The 24,087-nt window shown below is 50.3% G+C and carries 15 protein-coding genes and 6 pseudogenes; 12 read left to right on the forward strand and 9 right to left on the reverse strand.

Going from position 1 to position 24,087, the window contains the following annotated elements; genetic code table 11:
* Positions 1-3 precede the first annotated feature (3 nt).
* Entirely contained in the window at positions 4-1,794 is a 1,791-nt protein-coding gene (locus KHX94_RS05285; RefSeq protein ID WP_213682646.1) for an assimilatory sulfite reductase (NADPH) flavoprotein subunit, read from the reverse strand.
* A gap of 414 nt (positions 1,795-2,208) precedes the next feature.
* On the opposite strand from KHX94_RS05285, the gene KHX94_RS05290 reads away from it, so the two are divergent.
* Complete coding sequence (locus KHX94_RS05290) at positions 2,209-3,738, forward strand: Re/Si-specific NAD(P)(+) transhydrogenase subunit alpha (RefSeq protein WP_213682647.1); 1,530 nt, start codon at positions 2,209-2,211, stop codon at positions 3,736-3,738.
* A 12-nt stretch (positions 3,739-3,750) separates the two neighbouring features.
* Complete coding sequence (gene pntB, locus KHX94_RS05295; protein ID WP_213682648.1) at positions 3,751-5,235, forward strand: Re/Si-specific NAD(P)(+) transhydrogenase subunit beta; 1,485 nt, start codon at positions 3,751-3,753, stop codon at positions 5,233-5,235.
* Positions 5,236-5,293: 58 nt separating this feature from the next.
* Here the strand turns inward: pntB and KHX94_RS05300 are convergent, their stop codons facing one another.
* From KHX94_RS05300 to hldE, 5 genes are all read right to left on the reverse strand, one after another.
* Positions 5,294-5,881: a CBS domain-containing protein gene (locus tag KHX94_RS05300; protein WP_213682649.1), complete on the reverse strand. Its 588-nt coding sequence runs from the start codon at positions 5,879-5,881 to the stop codon at positions 5,294-5,296.
* A gap of 46 nt (positions 5,882-5,927) precedes the next feature.
* Positions 5,928-6,269, reverse strand: a complete 342-nt coding sequence (locus KHX94_RS05305; RefSeq protein WP_213682650.1) for a hypothetical protein — start codon at positions 6,267-6,269, stop codon at positions 5,928-5,930.
* 149 nt (positions 6,270-6,418) lie between these two features.
* Positions 6,419-6,898: a TetR family transcriptional regulator gene (locus KHX94_RS05310; protein WP_213682651.1), complete on the reverse strand. Its 480-nt coding sequence runs from the start codon at positions 6,896-6,898 to the stop codon at positions 6,419-6,421.
* Between the two features lie 220 nt (positions 6,899-7,118).
* Positions 7,119-7,871: a hypothetical protein gene (locus KHX94_RS05315; RefSeq protein ID WP_213682652.1), complete on the reverse strand. Its 753-nt coding sequence runs from the start codon at positions 7,869-7,871 to the stop codon at positions 7,119-7,121.
* Positions 7,868-9,298 (reverse strand): bifunctional D-glycero-beta-D-manno-heptose-7-phosphate kinase/D-glycero-beta-D-manno-heptose 1-phosphate adenylyltransferase HldE, encoded by a 1,431-nt coding sequence (gene hldE / locus KHX94_RS05320; RefSeq protein WP_213682653.1) that lies wholly within the window; start codon positions 9,296-9,298, stop codon positions 7,868-7,870. The genes KHX94_RS05315 and hldE overlap by 4 nt, the downstream gene beginning before the upstream one ends.
* A 104-nt stretch (positions 9,299-9,402) precedes the next feature.
* On the opposite strand from hldE, the pseudogene KHX94_RS05325 reads away from it, so the two are divergent.
* A pseudogene (locus KHX94_RS05325) lies at positions 9,403-10,334 on the forward strand (LpxL/LpxP family Kdo(2)-lipid IV(A) lauroyl/palmitoleoyl acyltransferase).
* A gap of 32 nt (positions 10,335-10,366) precedes the next feature.
* Here the strand turns inward: KHX94_RS05325 and KHX94_RS05330 are convergent.
* Positions 10,367-12,096, reverse strand: a pseudogene (locus KHX94_RS05330) (potassium/proton antiporter).
* Between the two features lie 443 nt (positions 12,097-12,539).
* On the opposite strand from KHX94_RS05330, the gene KHX94_RS05335 reads away from it, so the two are divergent.
* Positions 12,540-13,454: a L,D-transpeptidase family protein gene (locus KHX94_RS05335; RefSeq protein WP_213682654.1), complete on the forward strand. Its 915-nt coding sequence runs from the start codon at positions 12,540-12,542 to the stop codon at positions 13,452-13,454.
* 41 nt (positions 13,455-13,495) lie between these two features.
* On the opposite strand, the gene KHX94_RS05340 is transcribed toward KHX94_RS05335, so the two are convergent.
* Positions 13,496-14,302: an N-acetyl-ornithine deacetylase gene (locus KHX94_RS05340; protein ID WP_213682655.1), complete on the reverse strand. Its 807-nt coding sequence runs from the start codon at positions 14,300-14,302 to the stop codon at positions 13,496-13,498.
* A gap of 24 nt (positions 14,303-14,326) precedes the next feature.
* Positions 14,327-17,224: a bifunctional [glutamate--ammonia ligase]-adenylyl-L-tyrosine phosphorylase/[glutamate--ammonia-ligase] adenylyltransferase gene (gene glnE / locus KHX94_RS05345; RefSeq protein ID WP_213682656.1), complete on the reverse strand. Its 2,898-nt coding sequence runs from the start codon at positions 17,222-17,224 to the stop codon at positions 14,327-14,329.
* A gap of 222 nt (positions 17,225-17,446) precedes the next feature.
* Here glnE and KHX94_RS05350 point away from each other — a divergent pair, with 222 nt between their 5' ends.
* The 8 genes and pseudogenes from KHX94_RS05350 to KHX94_RS05385 all read left to right on the forward strand — a co-directional run bounded on the left by KHX94_RS05350 (position 17,447) and on the right by KHX94_RS05385 (position 24,084).
* The gene (locus KHX94_RS05350) at positions 17,447-18,397 is read left to right on the forward strand and encodes a hypothetical protein (protein ID WP_213682657.1); all 951 of its coding nucleotides are present in this window, start codon (positions 17,447-17,449) and stop codon (positions 18,395-18,397) included.
* A gap of 23 nt (positions 18,398-18,420) precedes the next feature.
* Positions 18,421-19,319: pseudogene (locus KHX94_RS05355) on the forward strand (DUF350 domain-containing protein).
* A pseudogene (locus KHX94_RS05360) lies at positions 19,320-21,038 on the forward strand (polyamine aminopropyltransferase).
* Between the two features lie 75 nt (positions 21,039-21,113).
* Positions 21,114-21,527, forward strand: a complete 414-nt coding sequence (locus tag KHX94_RS05365; protein ID WP_213682658.1) for a YjfI family protein — start codon at positions 21,114-21,116, stop codon at positions 21,525-21,527.
* A gap of 11 nt (positions 21,528-21,538) precedes the next feature.
* Positions 21,539-22,230, forward strand: a pseudogene (locus KHX94_RS05370) (PspA/IM30 family protein).
* A gap of 3 nt (positions 22,231-22,233) precedes the next feature.
* A complete protein-coding gene (locus KHX94_RS05375; protein ID WP_213682659.1) occupies positions 22,234-22,884 on the forward strand; it encodes a hypothetical protein in 651 nt (216 codons plus the stop codon).
* A 6-nt stretch (positions 22,885-22,890) separates the two neighbouring features.
* Positions 22,891-23,220, forward strand: coding sequence for a hypothetical protein (locus KHX94_RS05380; RefSeq protein ID WP_213682660.1), 330 nt, complete (start codon positions 22,891-22,893; stop codon positions 23,218-23,220).
* A gap of 70 nt (positions 23,221-23,290) precedes the next feature.
* Positions 23,291-24,084 (forward strand): annotated as a pseudogene (locus tag KHX94_RS05385) (ion transporter).
* The last annotated feature ends 3 nt before the right edge of the window (positions 24,085-24,087 follow it).

Raw genomic sequence — 24,087 nt, forward strand, 5'->3', positions numbered from 1 at the left:
CACTCAGTAAACGTCTTTTTGGAAACGCCCCTGCAACCGCAGATTTTCCAGATATTCTGTGGCTGCTTCGACGGCCAAACCGCCGTGTGTCACCACCACATCCAATAATGCCTGCTGCACATCCTTTGCCATGCGCTCGGCATCACCACACAGATACAGGTGAGCCCCGCGTTGCAGCCACTGCCACACTGCTTCACCTTGTTCACGGATCCGTTGTTGCACATAAATTTTCTGTTGCTGGTCGCGGGAAAAAGCCAAAGAAAGTCGGCTTAGCTGGCCATTCTTGAGGTACTGTTGCCACTCGGTCTGATAGAGGAAATCCTGCTCAAAGTGAGGATTGCCAAAGAATAGCCAGCTGTCGGCGGTTATCCCTTGGGCTGCCCGTTCCTGCATAAAGGCGCGGAACGGCGCCACACCAGTACCGGGGCCAATCATGATCACAGGTGTCTCAGGTGCTGCCGGCAAACGGAAGTGTTTGTTAGCTTCCACATAGACCCGCAGTTTCTGCCCTTCTTGGGCGCGTGCCAGAAAACCAGAAGCGGCGCCATAACGCGGAATGCCATCCCGTAGCTCTGCAACTAACCCGACGGTCAGATGCACTTCAGTGTCGACTTCACTCTGGCTGGAAGCGATGGAATACAGGCGCGGGGTGATCGGCCGCAGCACATCGATAAGATGCTGAGCGTCAACCTGAGTGATGGGATACAAGCGTTGCAGATCAGCTAACTGATGCTTTTTGATAAATCCCCGGGTTTGCTCGCGATCAGCAGCAATAGCTTGCAATTCTTCGCTTGCGCTGTGTTCGGCCCAGAATTGCACCAGTCCTGGATACAACTGTGTCAGCTCTTTCACCTCGGTCAGTGCCTGACGCAGGTTATATTCTTGCTGCTGGATGACAACTGTGGTTTCCCCATCAAGCTGGAGGCTTGAGAGCAGTTCCTCAACTAATGCCGCATAGTTGCTGAAATACACCCCAAGGGCATCGCCAGGTTGATACTGAATGCCCGATTCGCCCAAATCGATTTCGATGTGTCTGGTATCTTTTATCGAGTCACGCCCAGTGATTTTTTGGCTGAGCAGGATCTCCGCTTCGTATGGTTGCTGTTTGCTAAAGACGGTGACGGCACTTGCCTGTTTGGCACTATCAATGGCCACCACTTGCGCTGATGATTGTAAGTGAGGCTGCACCGCATCAAGCAACTGCTGCTGCCATTGTTCAGCGGCTTGTTGATAATCCACATCGCAATCAACGCGCGCTAATAACGACTGAGCCCCCAAAGCCGCTAGACGTTCATCAAAATCTTTACCTGTCTGGCAGAAAAATTCATAGGACGAATCGCCAAGTGCCAGCACGGCGTAATGCAGCTGTTCGAGTTTTGGTGCTCGCTTTGATGCCAAAAACTTGTGTAATTCAATGGCATCGTCAGGAGCCTCACCTTCACCTTGAGTGCTGACAATCACCACCAATAACTGCTCTTGCTTGAGGGAACGCGCGTTATAGTCTCCCATAGCACTGAGGTTTACCGCATAACCTTGCGCGCTCGCCTGCGCTGCCAATTGGCTGGCAATCCCGCGGCCATTGCCTGTCTGACTGCCGTACAGAATGGTTAAGGTATTACCAGGCTGCGTTTGCGCAGATGCAGATATAGGTGAAGCAGCGCCAGCGCTGGCAGCGAGATAACCACTGACCCACGCCTGCTGTAACGGTGTTAACTCGCTGGCAAATTGCTGTAGTTGAGCGACCTGAGCAACCGACAAGGGTGATGCCAGTGGTGAGAGTTCTTTTAAAGACATGCAGCCAAACCTTAAGACAAACAGATAGTGGCAAGCTTATCTGTCACGGAGAAAGTCAAAAAAGAATAATATTTAATTTTTTATATTTTTTTGAATATGAGATTTACCGCAGTTAAGTTACAAAAATGTGCTCTAGTGCAAATTATTTGCGCCAGTCAGCCCAGAAAGTGTTAGCCAGAGCAATCTGCGCTTGTTTCCAGGCAAAGAGTTGCGACAATGCCCTAGCACTATTTGTGCAACAAAAGGAAGACTGTCGGTTCTCAAAAAATGGAGTAGTCTAGTATTCAGGCGCTTCGGGCATTGCATTACCTTTTGCTGGTATGCGCATTGTCGGCACCGAACACACAGATTTTTATCTGCTGCTAATGGAGCTCCGCGGGCAGGTGTTTATTTACCAATCATCAGGAATCAGTCATGCAAATTGGAATACCGAGAGAAATTCTCCCCGGTGAAACCCGGGTCGCCGCGACCCCGGCCACCGTAGAGCAATTGAAAAAACTCGGCTTCGAAGTCATCGTTGAAGCGGACGCGGGGGCGCTGTCCAGCTTTGCCGATGCAGCCTTTGAAGCTGCGGGTGCTGCTGTTGCAACAGACGTGTGGCAAGCGGATTTTATCTTCAAGGTCAATGCACCGACAGATGAAGAAATCGCCAAAATGAAAGATGGGGCTACACTGGTCAGCTTCATCTGGCCAGCACAGAACCCTGAATTGGTGGAAAAACTGTCCAAACGCAACATCAATGTGATGGCGATGGATATGGTTCCACGTATTTCTCGGGCCCAATCCATGGATGCCCTGTCTTCCATGGCCAATATCGGTGGTTACCGGGCGGTGGTCGAAGCCGCCCATGAATTTGGCCGTTTCTTTACCGGTCAAATCACCGCTGCGGGCAAAGTGCCGCCAGCAAAAGTGCTGGTTATCGGTGCCGGGGTTGCGGGTCTGGCCGCCATCGGCGCAGCCGGTTCGTTAGGCGCAATCGTCCGAGCTTTTGATACCCGTTTGGAAGTGGCAGAACAGATTGAGTCGATGGGCGGTGAATTCCTCAAACTGGATTTCGGCGGTGAAGATGGCGCCTCTTCTGACGGTTATGCCAAAGTGATGAGCGAAGAGTTCATTAAGGCTGAAATGGAACTGTTTGCCAAGCAAGCCAAAGAAGTCGATATCATCATTACCACAGCGCTGATCCCTGGCCGCCCGGCGCCTCGACTGATCACCAAGGACATGGTCGACACCATGAAACCGGGTTCTATCATTGTCGATATGGCCGCAGCCACAGGTGGTAACTGTGAATACACTCAACCTGGGGAATTGTTCGTCACCGCTAATGGGGTAAAAGTTATCGGTTATACCGATCTTCCTGGCCGCTTACCGGCGCAGTCTTCACAGCTTTATGGCACCAACTTGGTGAACCTGATGAAGCTGATGTGCAAAGAAAAAGATGGCAATGCGGTTATCGATTTTGACGATACCGTGATGCGTAACATGACAGTGGTCAAGGCTGGGGAAGTCACCTTCCCACCGCCAAAAATTTCAGTCTCTGCGGCACCACAAAAACAACCTGCGAAAGCGGTTGCCAAAGAAGCTGCCGAGCCTAAAGCGCCATCAAAACTGAAATATATCTTGGGTGCCGTGGGTGCCATCGCCTTTGGTGCGGTAGCGTCAGTCGCTCCGCCAGAGTTTTTATCGCACTTCACTGTGTTCCTGCTGTCCTGCATCGTTGGTTACTACGTGGTGTGGAACGTAACCCACTCACTGCATACACCACTGATGTCGGTCACCAATGCTATCTCAGGCATTATCGTGGTAGGGGCATTGCTGCAAATTGGTCAAGGTTCAGCGCTAGTCACTGGCTTAGCCTTTTTTGCGGTGCTGATCGCCAGTATTAACATCTTTGGTGGCTTTACGGTCACCCAGCGCATGCTGAAGATGTTCCGTAAAGGTTAAGGGGAAGATATCGTGTCTCAAGGACTGGTAACAGCGGCCTATATCATTGCAGCGCTGTGTTTTATTTTGAGTTTGGCCGGACTTTCCAAACAGGAAACCGCTAAACAGGGCAATATTCTGGGGGTCAGCGGTATGGCGATCGCCTTGATTGCCACAATCCTTAACCCTGAAACCACTGGGGTACAGTGGATCATTCTGGCGATGGTGATCGGCGGCGCAATTGGCGTGCGACTGGCACTTAAGGTAGAAATGACCCAAATGCCTGAATTGGTGGCTATCCTGCACTCTTTTGTGGGGCTAGCGGCGGTGCTGGTCGGGTTCAACAGCTTTATCGACCTGCATCCGAGCACAACCACCAGTGTGGTTGTCACTGCGGGTTCGGATCTGCAAGCAACGTTAGCGGCAGCAACCGAAGCCTTTAAAGAAGCGGCCAAAGCGGCACAGCATGCCCAGCTAACAGGGGCAATGCTCAATATCCACTTGGTTGAAATCTTCCTCGGTATCTTTATCGGGGCGGTAACTTTCACCGGTTCTATCGTGGCATTCGGCAAACTGCGCGGCATTATCTCCTCCAAACCCTTGATGCTGCCACAACGCCACAAGCTGAATCTGCTAGCAGTGGTCGTGTCTTTTGCACTGCTGCTGTATTTTGTAAATGTTGGTGGGAGCACCTTTGCCGTCTTGTTGATGACGCTAATTGCCTTAGCTTTCGGCTGGCATCTGGTGGCCTCTATCGGTGGTGCCGATATGCCAGTGGTTGTCTCAATGCTGAACTCCTACTCTGGCTGGGCCGCCGCTGCGGCAGGCTTCATGCTGTCGAACGATCTGTTGATCGTGACCGGCGCATTGGTAGGTTCATCAGGGGCAATTCTGTCTTACATCATGTGTAAGGCCATGAACCGTTCCTTTATCTCGGTAATCGCTGGCGGTTTTGGTACTGATGGTGCCACCAGCAGCGGCGACGAAGAACTAGGTGAATATCGTGAAACTACCGCCGAAGAAGTGGCCGAGCTGCTGAAAAACTCCAGCTCAGTTATCATCACTCCCGGGTATGGGATGGCGGTGGCACAAGCACAATATCCAGTGGCCGAAATCACCCAGAAACTGCGCGCAATGGGCGTCAAAGTTCGCTTTGGTATTCACCCGGTTGCCGGTCGTCTGCCTGGCCATATGAACGTACTGCTGGCGGAAGCTAAAGTGCCCTATGATATCGTGCTGGAAATGGATGAAATTAACGATGATTTCGAAGACACAGATACCGTATTGGTGATCGGTGCCAACGACACAGTTAACCCAGCCGCCGCAGAAGATCCAAGCAGTCCGATTGCTGGAATGCCAGTACTGGAAGTGTGGAAAGCGCAAAATGTTATTGCCTTTAAACGCTCGATGAATACCGGATACGCTGGGGTACAGAACCCGCTGTTTTTCAAAGACAACACCCAGATGCTGTTCGGCGATGCCAAAGAATCTGTTACGGCGATTCTGAACGCTCTGTAAATAGCGCGTAATTGACAAAAAACCGGTGCAAGCACCGGTTTTTTATTATGGCTAACGATTAACTATTAACAACTTGCAACGGTTCCAGCCCGTGACTCTCACGTAACTGGCGTAAGATTGCTAACACTTCACCACCTTTATCACGAAATGTCGGCGTATGTTGTAAACGAGCGATAATATCTTCAGCACTGAGTAATCCCCGCATCTGGCCATTAGCATCCAGCACCAGTAGGAAATCACGCTGGATACTGCGAAACGTCTCCAGCACATCAATCACCGAGAAATCTTGCAACTGCGCTTCACTCACGGCGGGCAGTTCAGCGATGGGCAACATCAAGTCAAACACACTCCAGAAGGAAGGCCCATGGCTCTTGTCGGTATATTTCATTAAATTATCGCTGGAGAGCCAGTTACGACTGACAATCCCCAATAATTCATGATGATCGTTAACGACATAATTTATCTGACAGTTTTCAGCTTCCATGATTTTGTAAGCATCCGGTACTGGCAGATCAGCATGCAGGGTCATCCGGGTGGAATGGCTGAAATTCATCAAGGCCGCAGACGCAGCGGAATCTTCACGCAAAGCCAAGCTATTATCATTAATTTCCAGCGTGTTAAGAGTATAAGTTTGCAGTGTTTTCATGATACACCTCTGCTCAAATTCAAAATTAAAAATGCGTTAATGAAATTCAGGCAAAAGCAGGTGGCGCACGGGTAAGCGCCTGCGGGAAAATAGAATCCTTAAGCAGTGTATGTTGATATTCAGATTGCGGTAATAAGCTGGCACTGACGCGAGGGGAAGCTAATTTAGTGCGGTGGCGCGGAATAACTGGCTCTATGGGTTCAAAGCTGCTTTCCGGCAACAACGCCGGTAGCGGGTTATCCGGTAACACCGCCTGCAACATTGTTTGCTGATCTGCCAGCAATAACGGCCGCTCCATAGCCGTTTGAGGCGCAGAAATAACCGCTAGCGACAGAGTCAGCATTACGCTGGCCAGCCACAAGGTGATCGCTTGCTGTATCCGCCTCATATGTGATCCATGTCTCAGTTTTTCACATGTCTTGACACTATCACAGGTTCTGTTAGGGATGCAATGATTAAAAAACGGCTGGCAGATAGATGCTGACAACCGTTTCTAAATTTGCACTAATGTGGGCAAGTTTAGCGAAACGCCGATATTCAGGCCGCTTTTGCCAGTGAATTTCCCGAAGACAGTTGCAAGGCACTTGCCCCTAACAACTCCTGAACCAGTTCTCGTCCCGCCAGACCAAGCGCAGCCTCAGCCTGCTGCAATGCTTGCTCAACGGCGATAAATTCTGGCATCTCATCTTCAATACGGCCACAAATACTAAAAAACAGCCGCAATACGGCTTGCTGTTCCGGCCGCGTCATCGCCTGCTCCCAAGAATATTGCAATGCTTCATTACTAGAGAAATCCAGCGCCGAAATGAAATGCTCACCAATCCGCTCATTGAGTCGCAGCAGAAAATCTAACTTGCGGGGGAAATGGTGGCTCACGCCGGTACGGCTAATGCCCAACGCATCGGCGAGGGTGGAATAGGACATGGTTTCAAAGCCGATAGTCAGAATCTGACGGAATGCTTCATCCATGATCTGCTGAATGGTAAGTTCGGTCTGTGCCTTGGATCGCTTCGCCATGTGCGTTGTCCTCTGATGTAAGTCTGCTGTGAACCTTCAGAAGCTTACCAAAGGAAGTTGCCCATGGCTTGCACCAAGACCGCTTGATGACAGGGTTTTTAAGATCTGTTCAGGGCAGATTCAGTTACCTGAACCGTCGATGAATTTGGTGGCAACATACGTTGCTGCTGTAACCAATGCTCAGCATTAACAGCGCCCATCAAACGCACCAAGGTAGGTTTCAAGATGGCGCCAAGAGCAGGACGACGCCAAAACATATAATCGGGTAACGGCTGCACGCTGCCAACACCAAACACCCGCTGCAACAGGCTAGAAAACTCCGCAATAGTGTCGTTATCGTAACGCGGGATCTGCGGAAAAAATCTCCGACAAAGTCGGAAAAGGACGGAAACGCGGCAATTTGTGAGGCGTTATAACGTGTCAATACCGGGAGCAGATATAACGAACTCCAGTGTGACAGGTTATCAATGTCTGAAATGACCCCGAGATTGCGACGGTCATACTGCTGCCACGCCAACGTTAGCTTGCCGCTACTACGGACACTGCGCCACAGCATATAACAGTCGGCTAACCACTCATATTCCAGCGCCGTTAAACGCTTTGGCAATAGCTGGCCTTGTAACCGTTTTATCTCCAGATGTCCTAATTCATGCCACAAGGTCAGCAATGGCTGCTGTTGCAGTGACAATTGGTAAACTTGACCATTCCAGAGTGCACTTTGACTGGAAGCCAGTTGTTCCGGTGCCCACAGCACAATCCCCGCAACCGAGGGATCATCCACAGGAATAGCCATTGCCGCCCGCAGGGCTAAAGCATCGCTGTAACGTGTTTTATCAATCGGCAATTGCTGACGAACTTTAGGTGGTAGAGCAGCCAGACATTGAGTTATCGCGGCTGGCGGACACACCAATGCCTGTTTGGGGCCAACATCGGCCCAAAACAGTGTGGCGGTCAGCAAGCCGGCTAGTATCATGGTTTATCCATGATCCGCTGGATAATCGCAGTGGTAGAGATCCCGTCTTCAAATCCCAGCACTTTGACACTCCCGCCAGCGGCAATCACTTCTTGGCCTCCGGCGATTTCATCAACCCGATAGTCACCGCCCTTCACTAACAAGTCAGGCAATAAGCGCGCGATAATCCGTTGCGGCGTATCTTCGCTGAACGGCACCACCCAATCCACGGCAGCCAGCCCTGCTAGTACGGCCATACGGCGATTAATATTATTAACCGGGCGGCCTTCACCTTTGAGACGGCGCACGGAATCATCATCATTTACCGCAACAATCAGCCGGTCACCTAAGGCTCGTGCTTCTTTCAGGTAAGAGACATGTCCGGCATGCAAAATATCAAAACAGCCATTTGTCATCACGACTCGCTCACCTCGCAACCGTGCTTGTTCTAGCGCGTAAGCGAGTTGTTCTTCCGTGACGACACCAAAGCCGGATTCGCCGTGATGTAGCGATAGCGCTTCAATAAGCTCAATGCGACTGACGGTCGAAGTGCCCAGTTTACCCACCACCACCCCCGCAGCAGTATTGGCAATGGCACAAGCCTGTGGCATCTCGCTCCCCGCCGCCAAAGCACTGGCTAAGGCGGAAATAACAGTGTCGCCAGCACCGGTAACATCGTAAACTTCGCGAGCAACAGTCGGAATATGCAACTCATCACCGTTACTGCTGATAAGCGTCATTCCCTGTTCTGAGCGCGTCACCAACATCGCATCCAATTGATGGGTCGCTATCAGTTGGCGAGCTTTGCTCACAAGTTCCGCCTCGGAAGCAACGGGGCCAACAACAGCTTCAAACTCACTCATATTGGGGGTGATTAATGTGGCACCCTGGTAACGGGAAAAATCACTGCCTTTGGGATCGACCAGTACTTTCACCCCTTTGGCACGCGCCAACTGGATAAACGGTTGCGGATTACCAATAGCACCTTTGGCGTAATCTGACAGAATCACCACATCACAGTTATCCAACTGCGCGGTGGCTTCAGCCAATAATTGCTGACTTTGCTGAGCGCTGAAAGTCTCTTCAAAATCCAGCCGGATCAGTTGCTGATTGCGGCTGAGCACCCGCAGTTTAGTGATTGTCGGTTTATCGGTTACTTGCAACCATTGTGGGGTCACGCCCTGGGCTCTAAGTCCGTGTGATAGCGCCGTCGCGGCATCATCGGTGCCAACAATGCCACACAAGGTAACTTGTCCACCCAGTGCGGCAATATTCAGCGCCACGTTAGCGGCACCACCGGGTCGATCTTCCAACTGATTAATCTTCACTACTGGCACCGGAGCTTCCGGCGAGATGCGGCCAGTTGGCCCAGTCCAATAGCGATCCAACATCACATCGCCCACAACCAGCACCCGCGCTTTCTCAAAAGGAGGCAGTGTCACTTTCATCGGCAACTTATCCAAGTCTTGGCAAAATAAAGCCGATTGTACCTAATTTTCCGCAGAAATTGCGTTAGAATACCGACTAATTTTTTCTAAGACTTGGGGTTCTCGTGGTAGAAAAAGCGCAGTTTTCAGCTTCTTTATTGCATCCCAGATATTGGTTACTTTGGTTCGGGATTGGCATGGCGAAACTGACCAGCATGTTGCCCATGCGCTGGCAAATGCGGCTTGGCGCTCTGATTGGCCGACTGTCGATGAAACTCGCGGGTAGCCGGGTGACAACCGCCAGACGCAACCTAGCGCTATGTTTTCCGGAAAAATCCCCAGCACAACAGCAGCAGTTACTACAGCGTAATTTTGAAGAGACTGGCAAAGCCATCTTTGACACGATTAATGCGTGGTGGTGGAGTGACGCCCGCATCCAGCGGCATATGCAGATTAAAGGGCAAGAATATGTGCAACAGACTCTGGATGCCGGTCAGGGTGTGATCCTGTTTGCCGTGCATTGTCTGCCGCTGGAAATGGGGGCGCGTATCTTTGGCCAGTTTAACCCAGGTGTTGGCGTGTACCGACCACACAATAATCCCTTGATGGAGTATTTACAGGTACACGGGCGCTTACGTTCGAATAAAGCACTGATCCCTAAACGCGATTTGCGCCAGATGGTGCGTTGTTTGCGTAATCCTGATGTTATCTGGTACACCGCCGATCAGGATTTTGGCCGCTCCAGTGCGGTATTTATTCCGTTTTTTGCCGTCAAAGAAGCCGCCACAATTACGGGGGCACCACACTCGCCAAGCTGGGCAAAGCCAGAGTGTTGCCTTTCTTTGTTGAGCGAAACGCCGACGATGCAGGCTATACCATTGAAATTAAAGCGCCGTTGGAAAACTTCCCGGGTGAAAATGAGCTAGAGGATGCAATTCGGGGCAACCATATTATAGAAGAATTGATCGGCCGTAATATTCCACAGTACATGTGGCTGCACCGGCGTTTCAAAACTCGGCCAGACCCGGCAGATCCATCGCTGTATTCACAAGATTAATCACGTGCAACGACACCCAGGGGCCGTTGCGCTTAAAGCTCTTGCGTGGGCAAACGGATACCAATACGCATCACCTGCCCGTCTTGCACATCGGCCACAATCCAGCCAATCCCCTGCCAAGTGAATTGGTCGCCAATCACCGGCGTACTACTCAACTGCTCACGCACCAAATCGTTCACGCTCATGCCGATATGGGCTTCATCCAGCGTGAAACCATAAATAGGCGCCATATCCGCCAGTTGCACCTCCATAGCGATGAAAAAGTCACCAAAAAAACGCGGTAGATCTTTCTTCTGCGGAGCTTCACTGAACAGTTGGCTTAATGGGCCAAGATCCTTCTCCTGTGCCAGTACACACAGAATATCATCGGCTTCCAAGCGGGTGCTGCCGGATGGATGCATCAGTTCATTTTGCCGAAAAACTGCCGCAATACGGGTGCCATTGGGCATGGTCAAGTGTCGCAATGGCTCGCCAATACACCATTTACTAGCACTGAGCCGATAAACAAAAATTTCCCATTCGCTAGTTGGGTATATTTCAATGCCTGAACGGGATATAGGTTCGGGCTTCGACGGTAATTCAATCTTGGCCAGTCGAGCAGCAGATGTCAGCGTGCTGCCTTGCAGTAACAAAGACACCAACACCACAAAAAATGCCAGATTAAAATACAGTTGCGCATTAGGCAGCCCCGCCATCATCGGGAATACTGCCAGAATAATCGGCACCGCCCCCGTAAGCCGACCCAGGAGATAAAATGTAATTCCCGAGGTTGGAAACTGCGAAACGGCCACAGGCTGATCCACACCGCCACGGGACGGGCGATGAAAATCATGCCAAAAGCCAGTAACAGTCCCGGCAACCAGATATCTGTCAGTTGTGAAGGTGTCAGCAACAGCCCTAGCACCAAGAACATGCCAATCTGCGCCAACCAAGTCATGCCATCTAATACGTTGAGAATCGAATGTTTCCCACGAGTTGCTCGATTACCAAGAAATAATCCAACCAGATAAATCGATAAGATACCGCTACCACCAAGCGCATTTGAAATGGCGTATACAATGAGCCCGCCGCTCAGCACTAGAATGGAATATAAACCGTCTGCCAGTTGAGTACGATTTACGGTGCGCCAGATCAGCCAACCGCCACCGAATCCAAATAACGCACCAAAACCAAACTGTTTGATAAAACTCAGCGCCAAGAATCCCGCAGAGATCCCAGCTTTGTTCACGCTAGCAAGAATGGCGATAAGAGTAACAGTCAGAAACACCGCCATGGGGTCATTACTACCTGACTCTATTTCGAGCGTTGCCCCAACACGTTCGTTAATACTGCGCCCTTTTAGCAGGCTGAAAACGGCGGCCGCATCGGTAGAGCCAACAATGGCCCCAACTAATAGCCCCTGCAATGGTTGCAACTGAAACAGCCACGCCGCCAACATGCCCGTCAGCCCGGTAGTGATGACAACCCCTATCGTTGCCAGTGACAATGCTGGCCACAAAGCCACACGGAAACTGGCCACGCGGGTACGCATACCGCCATCTAACAAAATAACGGCTAACGCTAGGTTACTGATCATGTAAGCCGTGGAGTAATCATCAAACACTATGCCGCCAGGACCATCTTCCCCAGCCAAAATGCCCACTGCCAGAAACACCACCAGAATAGGGATCCCCAGACGCGAAGATACCGGACTGACCAAGACACTGATCGCGGTGAGTAAAGCACCGATGAGAAAAATACTATTGATCGTGTTTGCGTCCAAAACTACCCCTTTATCCGTACATTCTGGCTGATTTTAGTCTCTTAAGAGTCACTCCTGATGACGTTAAGCTGCATTACATATGACGTTGAAGACTATACCATGAAGTAATCATAACTTTCAGTTATTAAAATAGATTTTTCTGAAGATTTTTCATTATTTATCGTTGATTGTTGTCTTTATAGCTGAATAAATTGTAATTTTTCACCGTTTTTTAGCAAATACTGGCATTAGCTTCCATTAATGACATTCTAGCGTGCTCTAACATCACCTTAGCGAAGCGCCAACGGCACCACAAAGAATATCTGCAACAACCTCTATGGTTTCTACTGGAATTTCACTAAAATGCCTCTCCCGGTTGAAAATCCACGACAAATAGGGAAGGATGCCAATTCCGGGTTGTAAAAAGCCGCAGTCATATTCAGCAGGTGGAAACCAAAAGTCCTATGCGTAATTTGTTTTGTACTGCCCTGTCACTGGGCCTGATGATATTTTGTGTCAATGCCGTAGCCATTGAATATAAACTGCCCGCGAATGGCAGCCGTCTTATTGGTCACAATGAATATTATGTTGTCCCCGATAAAAAAATGACCCTTGAGGGGATTGCTGCCGATTTCCAGCTAGGGCTCACCAACATGCTGGAAGCCAATCCTGGGGTGGACCCGTTTTTACCACAACCCCACAGTACGCTGTTAATCCCACACAAACTGATCCTGCCAGATGCACCGATGGAAGGCATCGTTATCAACGTGGCAGAAATGCGCCTGTACTACTACCACAAAGAGCGTAATAGCGTAGAAATATTACCCATTGGCATTGGTCAGTTAGGTAAAGATACCCCCGAGAACTGGGTCACTAAAGTACAACGCAAGAAAGCCGGCCCGACCTGGACACCAACAGCAGCCATGCGTAAAGAATATGCCGCCAAAGGGGAAACCTTGCCCGCCGTTTGGCCTGCTGGCCCGGATAATCCTATGGGGTTATATGCGCTCTATGTTGGCCGTTTGTATGCCATTCATGGCACCAATGCCAGTTTCGGTATTGGCTTACGTGTCAGCCACGGTTGCGTGCGTCTGCGTAATGAAGATATCGAGCATCTATTTAAGTCGGTGCCAGTGGGTACGCGGGTGCAGTTTGTTAACCAACCCATTAAAACCTCGCTGGAACCAGATGGCAGTCGTTGGTTAGAAGTGCATAATCCGCTGTCGCGTACTGAGGCCGAGTTCAATTCGGCAGAGCCGACTGTATTGCAGCTGACGCCTAAAATCAGCCGTTTTATTGCCCAGCATGATACTGACTCACAGGTTTTGAAACGGGTACTGGATGATCGTAGCGGCAACCCGATCCGTATTAACCCTTGAGTGCCAACAATTCCTTCAACGCCCGCAACATGCGGGCGTTTTTATGCGCTTAAGGCACTGATAAACTGCTGCATCACCGCACTATTAGCAAGAATACGCCGATCAAAATTGGCTTTAGCTGGGGTTTCGCTACAAGCACCATTCTTAGCACCACTGCGTACCAACCAGGCTTCAAACGAACTGTCGAAGTGGTTGAAAATAATGCCGTCTTGTACCGGACAGTCATCAATAGCCACCGCATCTGTGATGGGGAAATAGTGGGCCAATGCGGCCAATAATTCCTGACTAAAAGCGCCTGGCTGCTGCCTTGGTTCAAAAGCATACAGATAGGTTTGCTGCGATAACACGTCTTCATGACAGGTCAAAATGCCATCGCGGCTGGCCGCTTGCAGGAGCTGCGCATGGGCCAACAGTAACTTGCCTTCGACTGATGCTGAGGCGTTATCGCCTACAGACAAATAACCACGATTGGGATTTTCACCAAAGCGATTAAATCGATGCCCTTTACTGAAACCGGTAGGATTAGCCAGCGGCAATAAGGTCAGATTCACTTTAGCAAATAACGCTTCAGGCAATTCGGCCAAAAAATGCAACATTCCCCAAGGGCCAGCGGCTTCTTCGCCATGAAAACCACTGCTGATCAGCACCGATGGCAACCCCGCTCTAGCGGAGGGTGACTGCCACAGTTGCAGCGGCCAGCCATCAATATGCCCAAGCACTCTAGGTTTTAACCCGAGCCGACTCGTTTCCTGCTGCAACTGATGTTCAAATTGCTCGATATCATTGCTGTAGCAATCAAAAATTTCTGAGTGCCAGCGGAATGTTTCATAGGGGGAACGGCTATTCATGCGCTTCCTTGACCATTACGTGCATTATTGGATAACAGCGGGGTCAGTAGCATCGTCCGCTGTTGGTAACTGCAATACCTGCTCATAAATCTCACTGACTTGCTGCGCCTGTTGTGCTACCTCAGCTATCGGTAGCTGCCCCGCTTTACCCGCCAAGGTCAACCTGTGGTTATCATCACGTAACTGACAATACACTTGGGTCAGCAGTTGTGCCGTCATTGTCGGCAACAGTTGCAAATCTGCCAGGACTTCAAATATGCGTACATTGTCTGACCACATGCACAATTCTGGATATTCATGCGCATGCGCCAACACTAAAAACTGCGCGATAAACTCAATGTCGGTAATCCCGCCAACACTCTGTTTCAGGTCAAACATTCCGGCGGGCGCTTTTAGCAGATGCTCGCGCATCTTCTGCCGCATTTCTCGCACATCCTGTACTAATGGCGCACGGGCCCTGGATTGCTGCAATACCTGATTGCGGATCTCCACAAAACGCTGTGCCAGACTATTATCACCATAGATAAAGCGCGCCCGTACCAAGGCCTGATGTTCCCAGGTCCAGGCTTCATTGAACTGATAATCAGAAAATGCCTCAATACTGCTAACCAGCAGTCCAGAGGCGCCGGAAGGCCGTAAACGCAAGTCCACATCATACAAGGTGCCGGAGATGGTACGGGTAGTAAACAGGTGCTGGATCCTTTGAGCCAATTTCACGTAGAAATGCCCAACATCCAACGGCCGTTCACCATCGGTGACAGTGCCACTCTGGCCGTTATGCAAGAAAACTAAATCCAGATCAGAACCATACCCTAGTTCAATCCCGCCAAGTTTACCGTAACCGACGACCGCAAAGGCAGTCTGCCCGCTCGCTAGCCCTTTGGGCGCGCCGTGGCGTGCCGTTACTTGGCGCCAAGCCTGCTGTACCACTTGTTCAATAATCGCTTCAGCCAGGAAAGTCAGATGATCGCTGACTTCCATTATCGGTAGTACCCCGGTAACATCCGCCGCGGCAATCTTCAGCTGCTGTGACAGTTTGAACTGTCGCAAGGCCTCCATCTGCTGCTCCATATCATCTTCGGGAATACGTAACAGGTACTGGCGCAGTTCGCTGGCGTAATCATCCAGTGACGTAGTGTTATAAAGCTGTGCTGGATCGATAAGTTCATCCAACAGCACCGGGAAACGTGCCAGTTCAGTGGCAATCCACGGACTGGCGAGGCACAGACTGATCAACTGCTGCCGTGCGCCGGGATTTTCGTACAATAATTCCAAGTAAGTGGTGCGGGTAAGAATCTGCTCCAGCACCCCTAAGACTGGAGTCAATGCCTGTGAAGGCACGGGCTGTAATCCAATCTCTTCCAGCAATTTTGGCATCAGTTTATCAAGCGTTTCTCGGCCTCTAGGGCCAATAGTGCGATGACTGATATTTTCACACCAACGACGTAACAGCGGCGCAAAATCCGCATCTTCAATACCATGTTCAGCCAGCATTGTCTGAGCCAACTCGGGCGTCTGGCAACTCCATAGCTGCACGGTCCAGCAATCATTGATGGCATCACTGCTTTCTTCACCGCCAACGGCAGCCCGGAAATGCCGATGAACGCTGCGCATTGCCGCACTGATCGCCTCACGCAGTTGCGCTTCATCTGCTATGTCTAACGCAAAGCACAAGCGCTGCCAATCCAGTGGGTTGTCAGGCAATGTCTGTGTCTGCTTATCGGCAATCGCCTGTAACAGATTTTCCACGCGCCGCAGCAGTCGATAATTCTGTCGCAGTTCCTCAACGGTGAGGTAATCCATCTGCCCTAAATCGTAGAGGGTGTTGATGGCGGTAAACAGATTCTGTACCCGCAGATCCGGTTCTCGGCCGCCGCGGATCAACTGAAAACTCTGCACCACGAATTCGACTTCGCGGATACCTCCCGCCCCGAGCTTAATATTGTCGGTAAGCTGGCGACGTCTGACTTCCTGGGCAATCAGCGCTTTCATCCGCCGCAGTGAATCTATCGCCGAGAAATCGATGTAACGTCGGTAAACAAAAGGACGCAACAGATCATGCAGTTGGTCAGAAAATCGATTCCAAGGCCCCAGCGCCCGCGCCTTCACCATGGCATAGCGTTCCCACTCGCGCCCCTGTTCTTGGTAGTAGTCTTCCAAGGCACTGTAACTGACCACTAATGGCCCGCTGTCGCCATAAGGTCGCAAACGCATATCTACCCGAAACACAAAACCATCGGTAGTGACTTGGCCGAGCAGATTCACCAGCCGTTGTCCCATACGGATAAAAAACTGCTGATTATCCAGCGTCCGTCTGCCGCCTTGCGTTTCGCCGTGTTCTGGGAAGGTAAAAATCAAATCAATGTCGGAGGAAAAATTCAGCTCGCGGCCACCGAGTTTTCCCATGCCAAGGATCATCAGCGGTTGGGGATTACCCTGCTTATCAGCAGGCGTTCCATGAGCACGACACATTTCAGCATATAGCCAGTCACGCGCGGCGATGATTAATGCTTCCGCCAGCACCGACAGATCCAGCAGTGATGACTCCAGCGAAGCGCGCCCCATAAAGTCACGCCAAGCCAGACGGGTCATCTGTTTATTTCGGTAAAGCCGTAAGACTTGTTTTGCCTGTTCTTCATCCGCAACACCTTGCAGCAACTGCTGCAGTTGCTCGCCAAAGAACTGCCGCTCCGGTTTGGCAAAGTCTTCAGCAAAAAACTCTGTCAGCCACTCTGGATGACGGCATAGTTGCTCTGCCACAAAATCGCTCAGCCCCAATACTCGCTGTAATTCATGCCGTTGTTCCGGGGTCAACCCTGTCTCTAAGTCTGGCCAGCAGCTTTGCAACTGTTGCAGTTGTTTATCAGCAACCTGTTCGAGAAGTGGATGAAAAGGCTTTAGATCGCCTGTGGTTGTCCCCATATTGCTCCCAATATATGAAATTCGTTCGACATATTATGTCAAAGGTGTTATAGATAACCTATTGTGGCTTGCCCCACGCAAGCGAACCGTAATTTTTGCAGCAAGGTATTGTTAACATATAAAATTACCCTGCGTAACAGATTACACCAACTTGACGGTTCGGCCTATGCTCCCGGCAAATTCCGCGAGAACGCCGGCCGAACAGCTAATGATGGAGAAAACATGGCAGGGATACTTACCCGTATTGTTACAGTGCTCATGTTGTTGTCTCTCACCGCCTGTGGTGATGACCGCCCAGAACAGATAACCCAGTTGCAACAACTCGACAGCCAAAGACTACAGAAATTATCACAGCAACTGGACGATGGGCAGATACGCAACGCCATGCTGTTAACCCAATATACTCGGATACTCGCATCTGAGCGGCCCGATCTGCAACCATTGATGACCGAAATGGCCAAAGACGGTGGCAGCAAAGGCCCAATGTTCAGTTCTCTGAAACAGCGACTGTCGGATGCTGGCAGTGCCAGTAACTTTCCGGGGTTGGATGAGCAGTTGCAGGAGCTGAAGAATATCTTTCAGGCAACCGATCCCAGCCAGTACAACGACATGCTGTCCGATCAGGTAAATGTGGTTGCCGATATGTCTAACGGTAAGCTGGCACGGGTCAATGCCGTCAGCAAAGAAACCTCTACCGTGGCTAACAATGCAGAAAACTTCGGCCCAGGCAGTCAATTGGTGGGCAATCCAACATATGGTCACTGGACCAGCGGTGCCAATGGCACGTCATTTTGGGAATGGTATGGCATGTATGCCATGTTCTCCAATCTATTCAATCGTCCTATCTACTACGATAACTGGTCCCGCACGCGGGATTACAGTTACTACAATGACGTTGGCCGCTACCGCTACACCTCACCCAAACAATCCACGAGTCAGGATCAGCTGTATCAACGCACGAAAAAACGCTTTGATTCACAAGGAAAACGTTTCGACAGCCCTTACGCTAAATCGCGCACCGGCTCAACTGCACTGTCACGGCAAAGCATCAGTACGCCCAAAAGTAGCAGTAGCATTGGGAGTGGTAGCAAGTTCCGCTCTAATTATGCCAAAGACAGCAGTTTCCGTAATTCAAGTTTCCGCACCAGCCGTGGGATCAGTCGCGGTAAGTAAACAGCAACAGTAAAGGAATCAAGATGACACTCTTTCAGGAATTCGGTATCACATCACAGCTGGCAGGTATCCTTGCCATCGACCTTGGGATTGCGGTGATCCTGCTGGCACTGATGCGTTACATGCAGGGTTGGAGCGTAAAGGTCAACAGTAACGAAGAACTTGCCGTGCGTGATAATTTCGCCTTTGGGATCAGCACGGCGGGAGCCGTGGCAGCGCTAGGTATTGTCCTTACCGGTGCCATTACCGGTGCCGCCGCACACAGCTACCTGCAAGAAGCCATTGGTATGAGCGCCTACGGCATCTGCGGATTAGTGCTGATCAAACTCGGACGCTTTCTGCATGACAAAATTGCCCTCAATCAGTTCGACAAAGATGCGCTAGTGCTGCAAGGCAATATCTCAGTCGCCATTGTGGATGCCGCCGCTGCCATGGCAACAGCGCTGGTGATCCGCGCGGTATTGTTATGGGCAGAAGACCTAACGCTCAACACCTTCATCGCCATCTTCAGCGCTTTTGTGGTATCACAACTGATGCTGGTTCTACTGACTCGCGGCCTGGAAATTGCCTATTCACGCCGTAATCAGGGGCGTCGTTACAGCAGGCATTAGTGGCGGGCAATACCGCCTTAGCATTGCGCCACGCTGGTACCATGATCGCCATGGGCCTGAGTTTCAATGCTGCCAGCCACTTTATGGAATATGCACCGACCGCCTATATAGGTAACCTGTTGGGATGGTTGCTGTTTTCGATCATCATGCTGCTGGTACTGACACTGTTGACCAAAGTGGTGAAATGGTTAGTGCTGGCGAAAATCAATCTGTCAGAAGAGGTAGAGCAGCAACTGAATATCGGCCTAGCATCGGTGGAAATGGCCATCAGTATTGCCGTTGCGCTGATCCTAACTGGATTGATGGCATAAATTGTGACAACGGATACCACCACAGTCACTCGTAACGGCCTGACCCGGCTCGACGATATACTGCTACTGGGGATTATGGGCATTCTCGCCGCCTGTGGTCTCATTTATGAATATCTGCTGTCCCATTACGCCGGGCGTATTCTCGGCGCGCTGGAAGCGGCTATTTACACCATGATCGGTCTGATGATCGTCTCAATGGGATTTGGTGCTTTTGCTGCCCGTAAAATCAAATCAGCATTTGATGGCTTTGCCAGACTGGAACTGAGTGTGGCATTGTTGGGCTCATTAGCCATACTCATCACCGCGGCTGTCATCGGTTTTGGTCACGAACTGCCAAAACTCATCGCCCAGACCATGGAATTACCGCCAGACCAACTCCCCAACGGCGGATTTATCGGAAAGTTTCAATCCATCTCAGTCTATTTGCCTTACCTGTGGGGTGTGCTACTGGGCTTGATGATCGGGATGGAAATCCCGCTGATCGCCCGAGTACGCCAGGCGTTAAGCGATGAACATCTACTACATAATGCTGGCACTATTTACGGTGCCGATTACATAGGTGCTGGCATTGGCGCCGCCATTTGGGTCGCCTTTATGCTGGCGCTCGATACCCAGTTAGCGGCGGCACTCACGCAGGCTTTAACCTGCTGGCAGGCTTACTGTTTATTCTGCGTTTCCGTGAGCGGATCCTGCATGCCAACTGGCTGTTAGCCGGGCACCTGCTGGCAACGGGGTTATTGTTACTGCTGGCAATTAAAGGCCCCATCTGGGAGCAATCGTTTAACAACCTGCTGTATAAAGATAATGTTATCTACAGCAGGGCCACGCGCTTCCAACAACTGACATTTACTGAGCGGTTAATGGGCAACCATCTGCCGCCGGTATATTCCATGTACATCAACGGCCGTCTACAGTTTTCCTCTATTGACGAACATATTTACCATGCTTATTTAGTACACCCGGTACTGGCGGCCAGTGCCCGCCATGACAAAGTGCTAGTGATTGGCGGCGGTGACGGCTTAGCGCTGCGACAAATCTATAAATGGCAGCCACAACAAGTGACACTGCTGGATCTCGATAAAGAAGTGGTCACTCTGTTTAAGCAGCCACCAGCTGAGATGCCAAAACGGCTGGCTCATGCGTTATTGGCCTTAAACGGTAATGCCTTTAATGATCCGCGGGTACAGGTGCTGTTTAATGATGCCTTTAATGGCGTTGATACCCTGTTGCAACAAGGGCGTAAATACGATGCCATTATTGTGGATCTGCCAGACCCGTCCCATCCGGATCTCAACAAACTGTATTCCGACCTGTTTTATCGCAAGCTAGCACAATTGCTCAGTGCCGATGGGGCGATAGGAATTCAGTCCACTTCGCCTTATCACGCCACTAAAGCGTTTATTTCTATTGGTAAAACCCTGGCGCTAGCGGTACTTCAAAGTCGATCAGTATCATCACAATGTGCCCAGTTTTGGCGAGTGGGGCTGGACCATAGGCACTCTCAGTGGCAAAGATGCGCGCAGTCGCCTACAAACTTTACAAACACTGCCGATAGATGACAGCTGGTTAACCCCGGGGCTGATTCGGGCGGCATTTGAATTTCCGAAAAATTTTTACAGTAAAAATGACCAAGTTAAGGCGAATACCATAGGCTCATTGCAGTTGTATCATTACCATCTGCAAGCCTGGAGCGACAGTCAGGGCGTCGCGACTTTTTAACGCAAGATAATGCTTGACATAATATGTCTCAGTGTTATCTTTAATCACGGACATAATATGTCAGCGAGGACAATAATGAATATTCACACCATTGCCAACCACCTGAATGGACTTGGCGACAACAGCTCAACCGGGCAACGGTTTGATTGTTATCCCATTGATGGGGATGTGGAAGTTTTGCAAGTCAACGTGGTAGGCCGTGAAGAGATCCCGATTTTCGTGTCCGCAACCGAGAATCAAATCCTGTGCATCAGCTACCTCTGGGGTGAGGAAGAAGTCGTACAGGAAAAACGCACTGAAATGTTCGAAACCATGTTGGGACTGAACATTCCAATGCCACTGTCATCCTTCGCCAAGATTGATGACAAATACGTATTATTTGGTGCTCTGTCGCTGGATGCCAGCATGCTGGAAATCGAGCAAGAGCTGTCGGTTCTGTCAGACAACTGTCTGGAAGTGATCGACGAAATGGCCGACTATTTGAAATAAGGAGCCTACTCATGGGTATTTTGAATAAAATTCTGACAGCCTTCCGTGGCGGTGCCACCGAAATCGGCCAAAACATCGTAGATGCCAATGCCACCCGTATCTTTGAACAAGAGATCCGTGACGCAGAAAAACATCTGACCAAAGCCAAGCGCGAACTGACTGACGTGATGGCCAAAGAGATGCAGGCAGCACGCGAGATTGAACGCTTGAAACGCACCATTGCCGAGCATGAAGGTTATGCCACACAAGCGCTGGAAAAGAACAATGAAGCGCTGGCATTAGAAGTCGCACAGAAGATTGCCGAACTGGAACAGCAGTTAGAAGAACAACAGACTGCCAATACCAGCTTCAGTGACCATGCCGCGCGTTTGAAAGATCTGGTGAAAAAACCGAACGGCAGTTGGCGGATTATCAGCGGCAGTTGTCTATGGTGAAAACCACCGAAAGCGTGCAGAAAGCAACCGCGTCTATCACCGACTCCTTTGCTTCCAGCAACTCAAAACTGCTCAATGCCAAAGATTCACTGGAACGCATTAAAGCGCGGCAGCAGCAGTTTGATGATCGCATCAAAGCGGCAGAAGAGCTGGAAACTGAAAACAGCGACAAATCGCTAAAAGCCAAGCTGGCAGAAGCCGGTATCGGTGAGCAGAAAACCTCTGCTAACGATGTGCTGGAACGCCTGAAAGCCAAAAAAGGTTCATAACTTATGAGCTTTATTGGTAAGTGGTTCGGCAAAGAAGCACCGGTGACACGTCAGCTCACGCAGCCGATGGAGCTGCGCGTAGGTGATATGGTCACGCTGGATGATAGTTTTGCCCTGCCCCCGCAGTTGCGGGGGCAACAATTCAGAGTGGAAGCCGTCAATACCTACGAATATGAACATAGCCAAGAACCCGAGTTTGTGCTGAAAGGCAACTCGGGTGACGCCATTTATATGGGGCTGGAACAGGATGACGAAACCTGGCTGGCATTTTCCATCAAACTGCCTCGTTCGCAAGTAGAAGCCCTATTTGATCTGGACGCTTTTGCCGAAATCTTTGAAGAACCCGGTAAAGCAACACTCCACGCTTTACCGCTCACGGAGACCACCGAGCAGTATGCTCAGTGGTTGGCAGATGAATACCATCAGGTTGCCTTTGCACAATTTGGATATTTTCATCGACAGGATTATCGTCATGGTAAACCGTCGCAATTTATGGAAAATAACCCAGGTGACGCATTTGAAGCCTACGAGTTATTGGATGGTGATGAAAGCCGAGCTATCGATATCGAAGTCTACCAAGATGGAGATACCGATGTGTTGCTGACCCTTTATCGCCCATTATCCGATATTCGAGAGTATTGGCCAGGAGAGTAGTGCCAGATGAGTAAAGACCACCCGTTTCCAGAAAAATGGCTGCAAAACCAAAAAGCTGCCAAAGCAACACAGGTAGCGTTTGACCTGGATGAGCGCTTTCAGTACTCCATCCGTAAAGCCGCACTGGATACGGGCGTCAGCCCATCTGATCAAATCCGCATGATCCTCGGACTCAGCGTTGCTAAAAGGCCGAAACGGCCACGTCTGACCGTTTCGTTGAGCGCCGAAGATTACGTACAACTGGCAGAAAAGTACGGTTTACCGCCAGAATCCCAGCTAGAAATCAAACGGCGAGTGCTGGAAGATCTGGTTAACTTTGTCGATGATAAGTCTTAATTCATACATTTACAGGGCACGGTAACTTTTCTACCCTGTTGTTACCGCACAGATTTCCCCTGGGATTGCCATGAAATTGAAAGGACGCTGGGCTAACAACATACAGCTGTCACCGTTTGAACTGGTGATGATGCTGTTATCACTGTTTTCAGTGGTATTGATCCTGTGCATGGTGCTGCTGCCCATGGATAAGGAAACCCGTAAGCTACTGTTCTTGCTTGACACCAGTATCTGTTGCATCTTCCTGATTAATTTTTTCATTGGTCTACTAAGATCTGATAACAAGCCATTGTTTCTCAAAGAACACTGGATTGATTTTGTCGCCAGTATTCCCGCGATAGAACCCTTACGCTTTGCTCGATTATTCCAGATTTTACGGGTAATTCGGCTGCTGCGGATGAGCCGCTCAATTTTAGGCTCGCTGTTAAAACAGCGGCGCCAGACCACGCTGGCCAGTCTGTTACTGGCGATGGTTACCATCGTAGCGTTTTCTTCGGTATTGGTGCTACTCGTGGAAAATGGTGAACCTAGCGCCAATATCAAAACCGCAGAAGATGCCATCTGGTGGTCGCTAGTGACAATTTCTACCGTGGGTTATGGTGATTTTTATCCGGTCACGACTGTCGGTCATCTGATCGGGGGCTGGTAATTCTCTGTGGGGTGAGTTTTTTCGGGGTGATCTCTGGTTATATGGCATCACTCTTCGTGGCACCAGACGAACAGGAAAACCTCGAAAACCAACGGCAAGAACTCAAGCATCAGCTAGATGATGTACTACAGCGGATGGAGCAGAACCAGCAGCAGATGTTGCAGGAGATCACTGATCTCAAACAACAACTGCTGCAACAGCCAACGCAAAAATAAGGC

It is taken from the genome of Shewanella dokdonensis, from assembly GCF_018394335.1.
Lineage (GTDB): Bacteria > Pseudomonadota > Gammaproteobacteria > Enterobacterales > Shewanellaceae > Shewanella > Shewanella dokdonensis.

What these genes read in the sequence shown, in the direction of transcription:
- KHX94_RS05285 (WP_213682646.1), bottom strand. Translation starts at nt 1,794, where the DNA reads ATGTCTTTAAAAGAACTCTCACCACTGGCATCACCCTTGTCGGTTGCT.
- KHX94_RS05290 (WP_213682647.1), top strand. Translation starts at nt 2,209, where the DNA reads ATGCAAATTGGAATACCGAGAGAAATTCTCCCCGGTGAAACCCGGGTC.
- KHX94_RS05300 (WP_213682649.1), bottom strand. Translation starts at nt 5,881, where the DNA reads ATGAAAACACTGCAAACTTATACTCTTAACACGCTGGAAATTAATGAT.
- KHX94_RS05305 (WP_213682650.1), bottom strand. Translation starts at nt 6,269, where the DNA reads ATGAGGCGGATACAGCAAGCGATCACCTTGTGGCTGGCCAGCGTAATG.
- KHX94_RS05310 (WP_213682651.1), bottom strand. Translation starts at nt 6,898, where the DNA reads ATGGCGAAGCGATCCAAGGCACAGACCGAACTTACCATTCAGCAGATC.
- KHX94_RS05315 (WP_213682652.1), bottom strand. Translation starts at nt 7,871, where the DNA reads ATGATACTAGCCGGCTTGCTGACCGCCACACTGTTTTGGGCCGATGTT.
- hldE (WP_213682653.1), bottom strand. Translation starts at nt 9,298, where the DNA reads ATGAAAGTGACACTGCCTCCTTTTGAGAAAGCGCGGGTGCTGGTTGTG.
- KHX94_RS05335 (WP_213682654.1), top strand. Translation starts at nt 12,540, where the DNA reads ATGCGTAATTTGTTTTGTACTGCCCTGTCACTGGGCCTGATGATATTT.
- KHX94_RS05340 (WP_213682655.1), bottom strand. Translation starts at nt 14,302, where the DNA reads ATGAATAGCCGTTCCCCCTATGAAACATTCCGCTGGCACTCAGAAATT.
- glnE (WP_213682656.1), bottom strand. Translation starts at nt 17,224, where the DNA reads ATGGGGACAACCACAGGCGATCTAAAGCCTTTTCATCCACTTCTCGAA.
- KHX94_RS05350 (WP_213682657.1), top strand. Translation starts at nt 17,447, where the DNA reads ATGGCAGGGATACTTACCCGTATTGTTACAGTGCTCATGTTGTTGTCT.
- KHX94_RS05365 (WP_213682658.1), top strand. Translation starts at nt 21,114, where the DNA reads ATGAATATTCACACCATTGCCAACCACCTGAATGGACTTGGCGACAAC.
- KHX94_RS05375 (WP_213682659.1), top strand. Translation starts at nt 22,234, where the DNA reads ATGAGCTTTATTGGTAAGTGGTTCGGCAAAGAAGCACCGGTGACACGT.
- KHX94_RS05380 (WP_213682660.1), top strand. Translation starts at nt 22,891, where the DNA reads ATGAGTAAAGACCACCCGTTTCCAGAAAAATGGCTGCAAAACCAAAAA.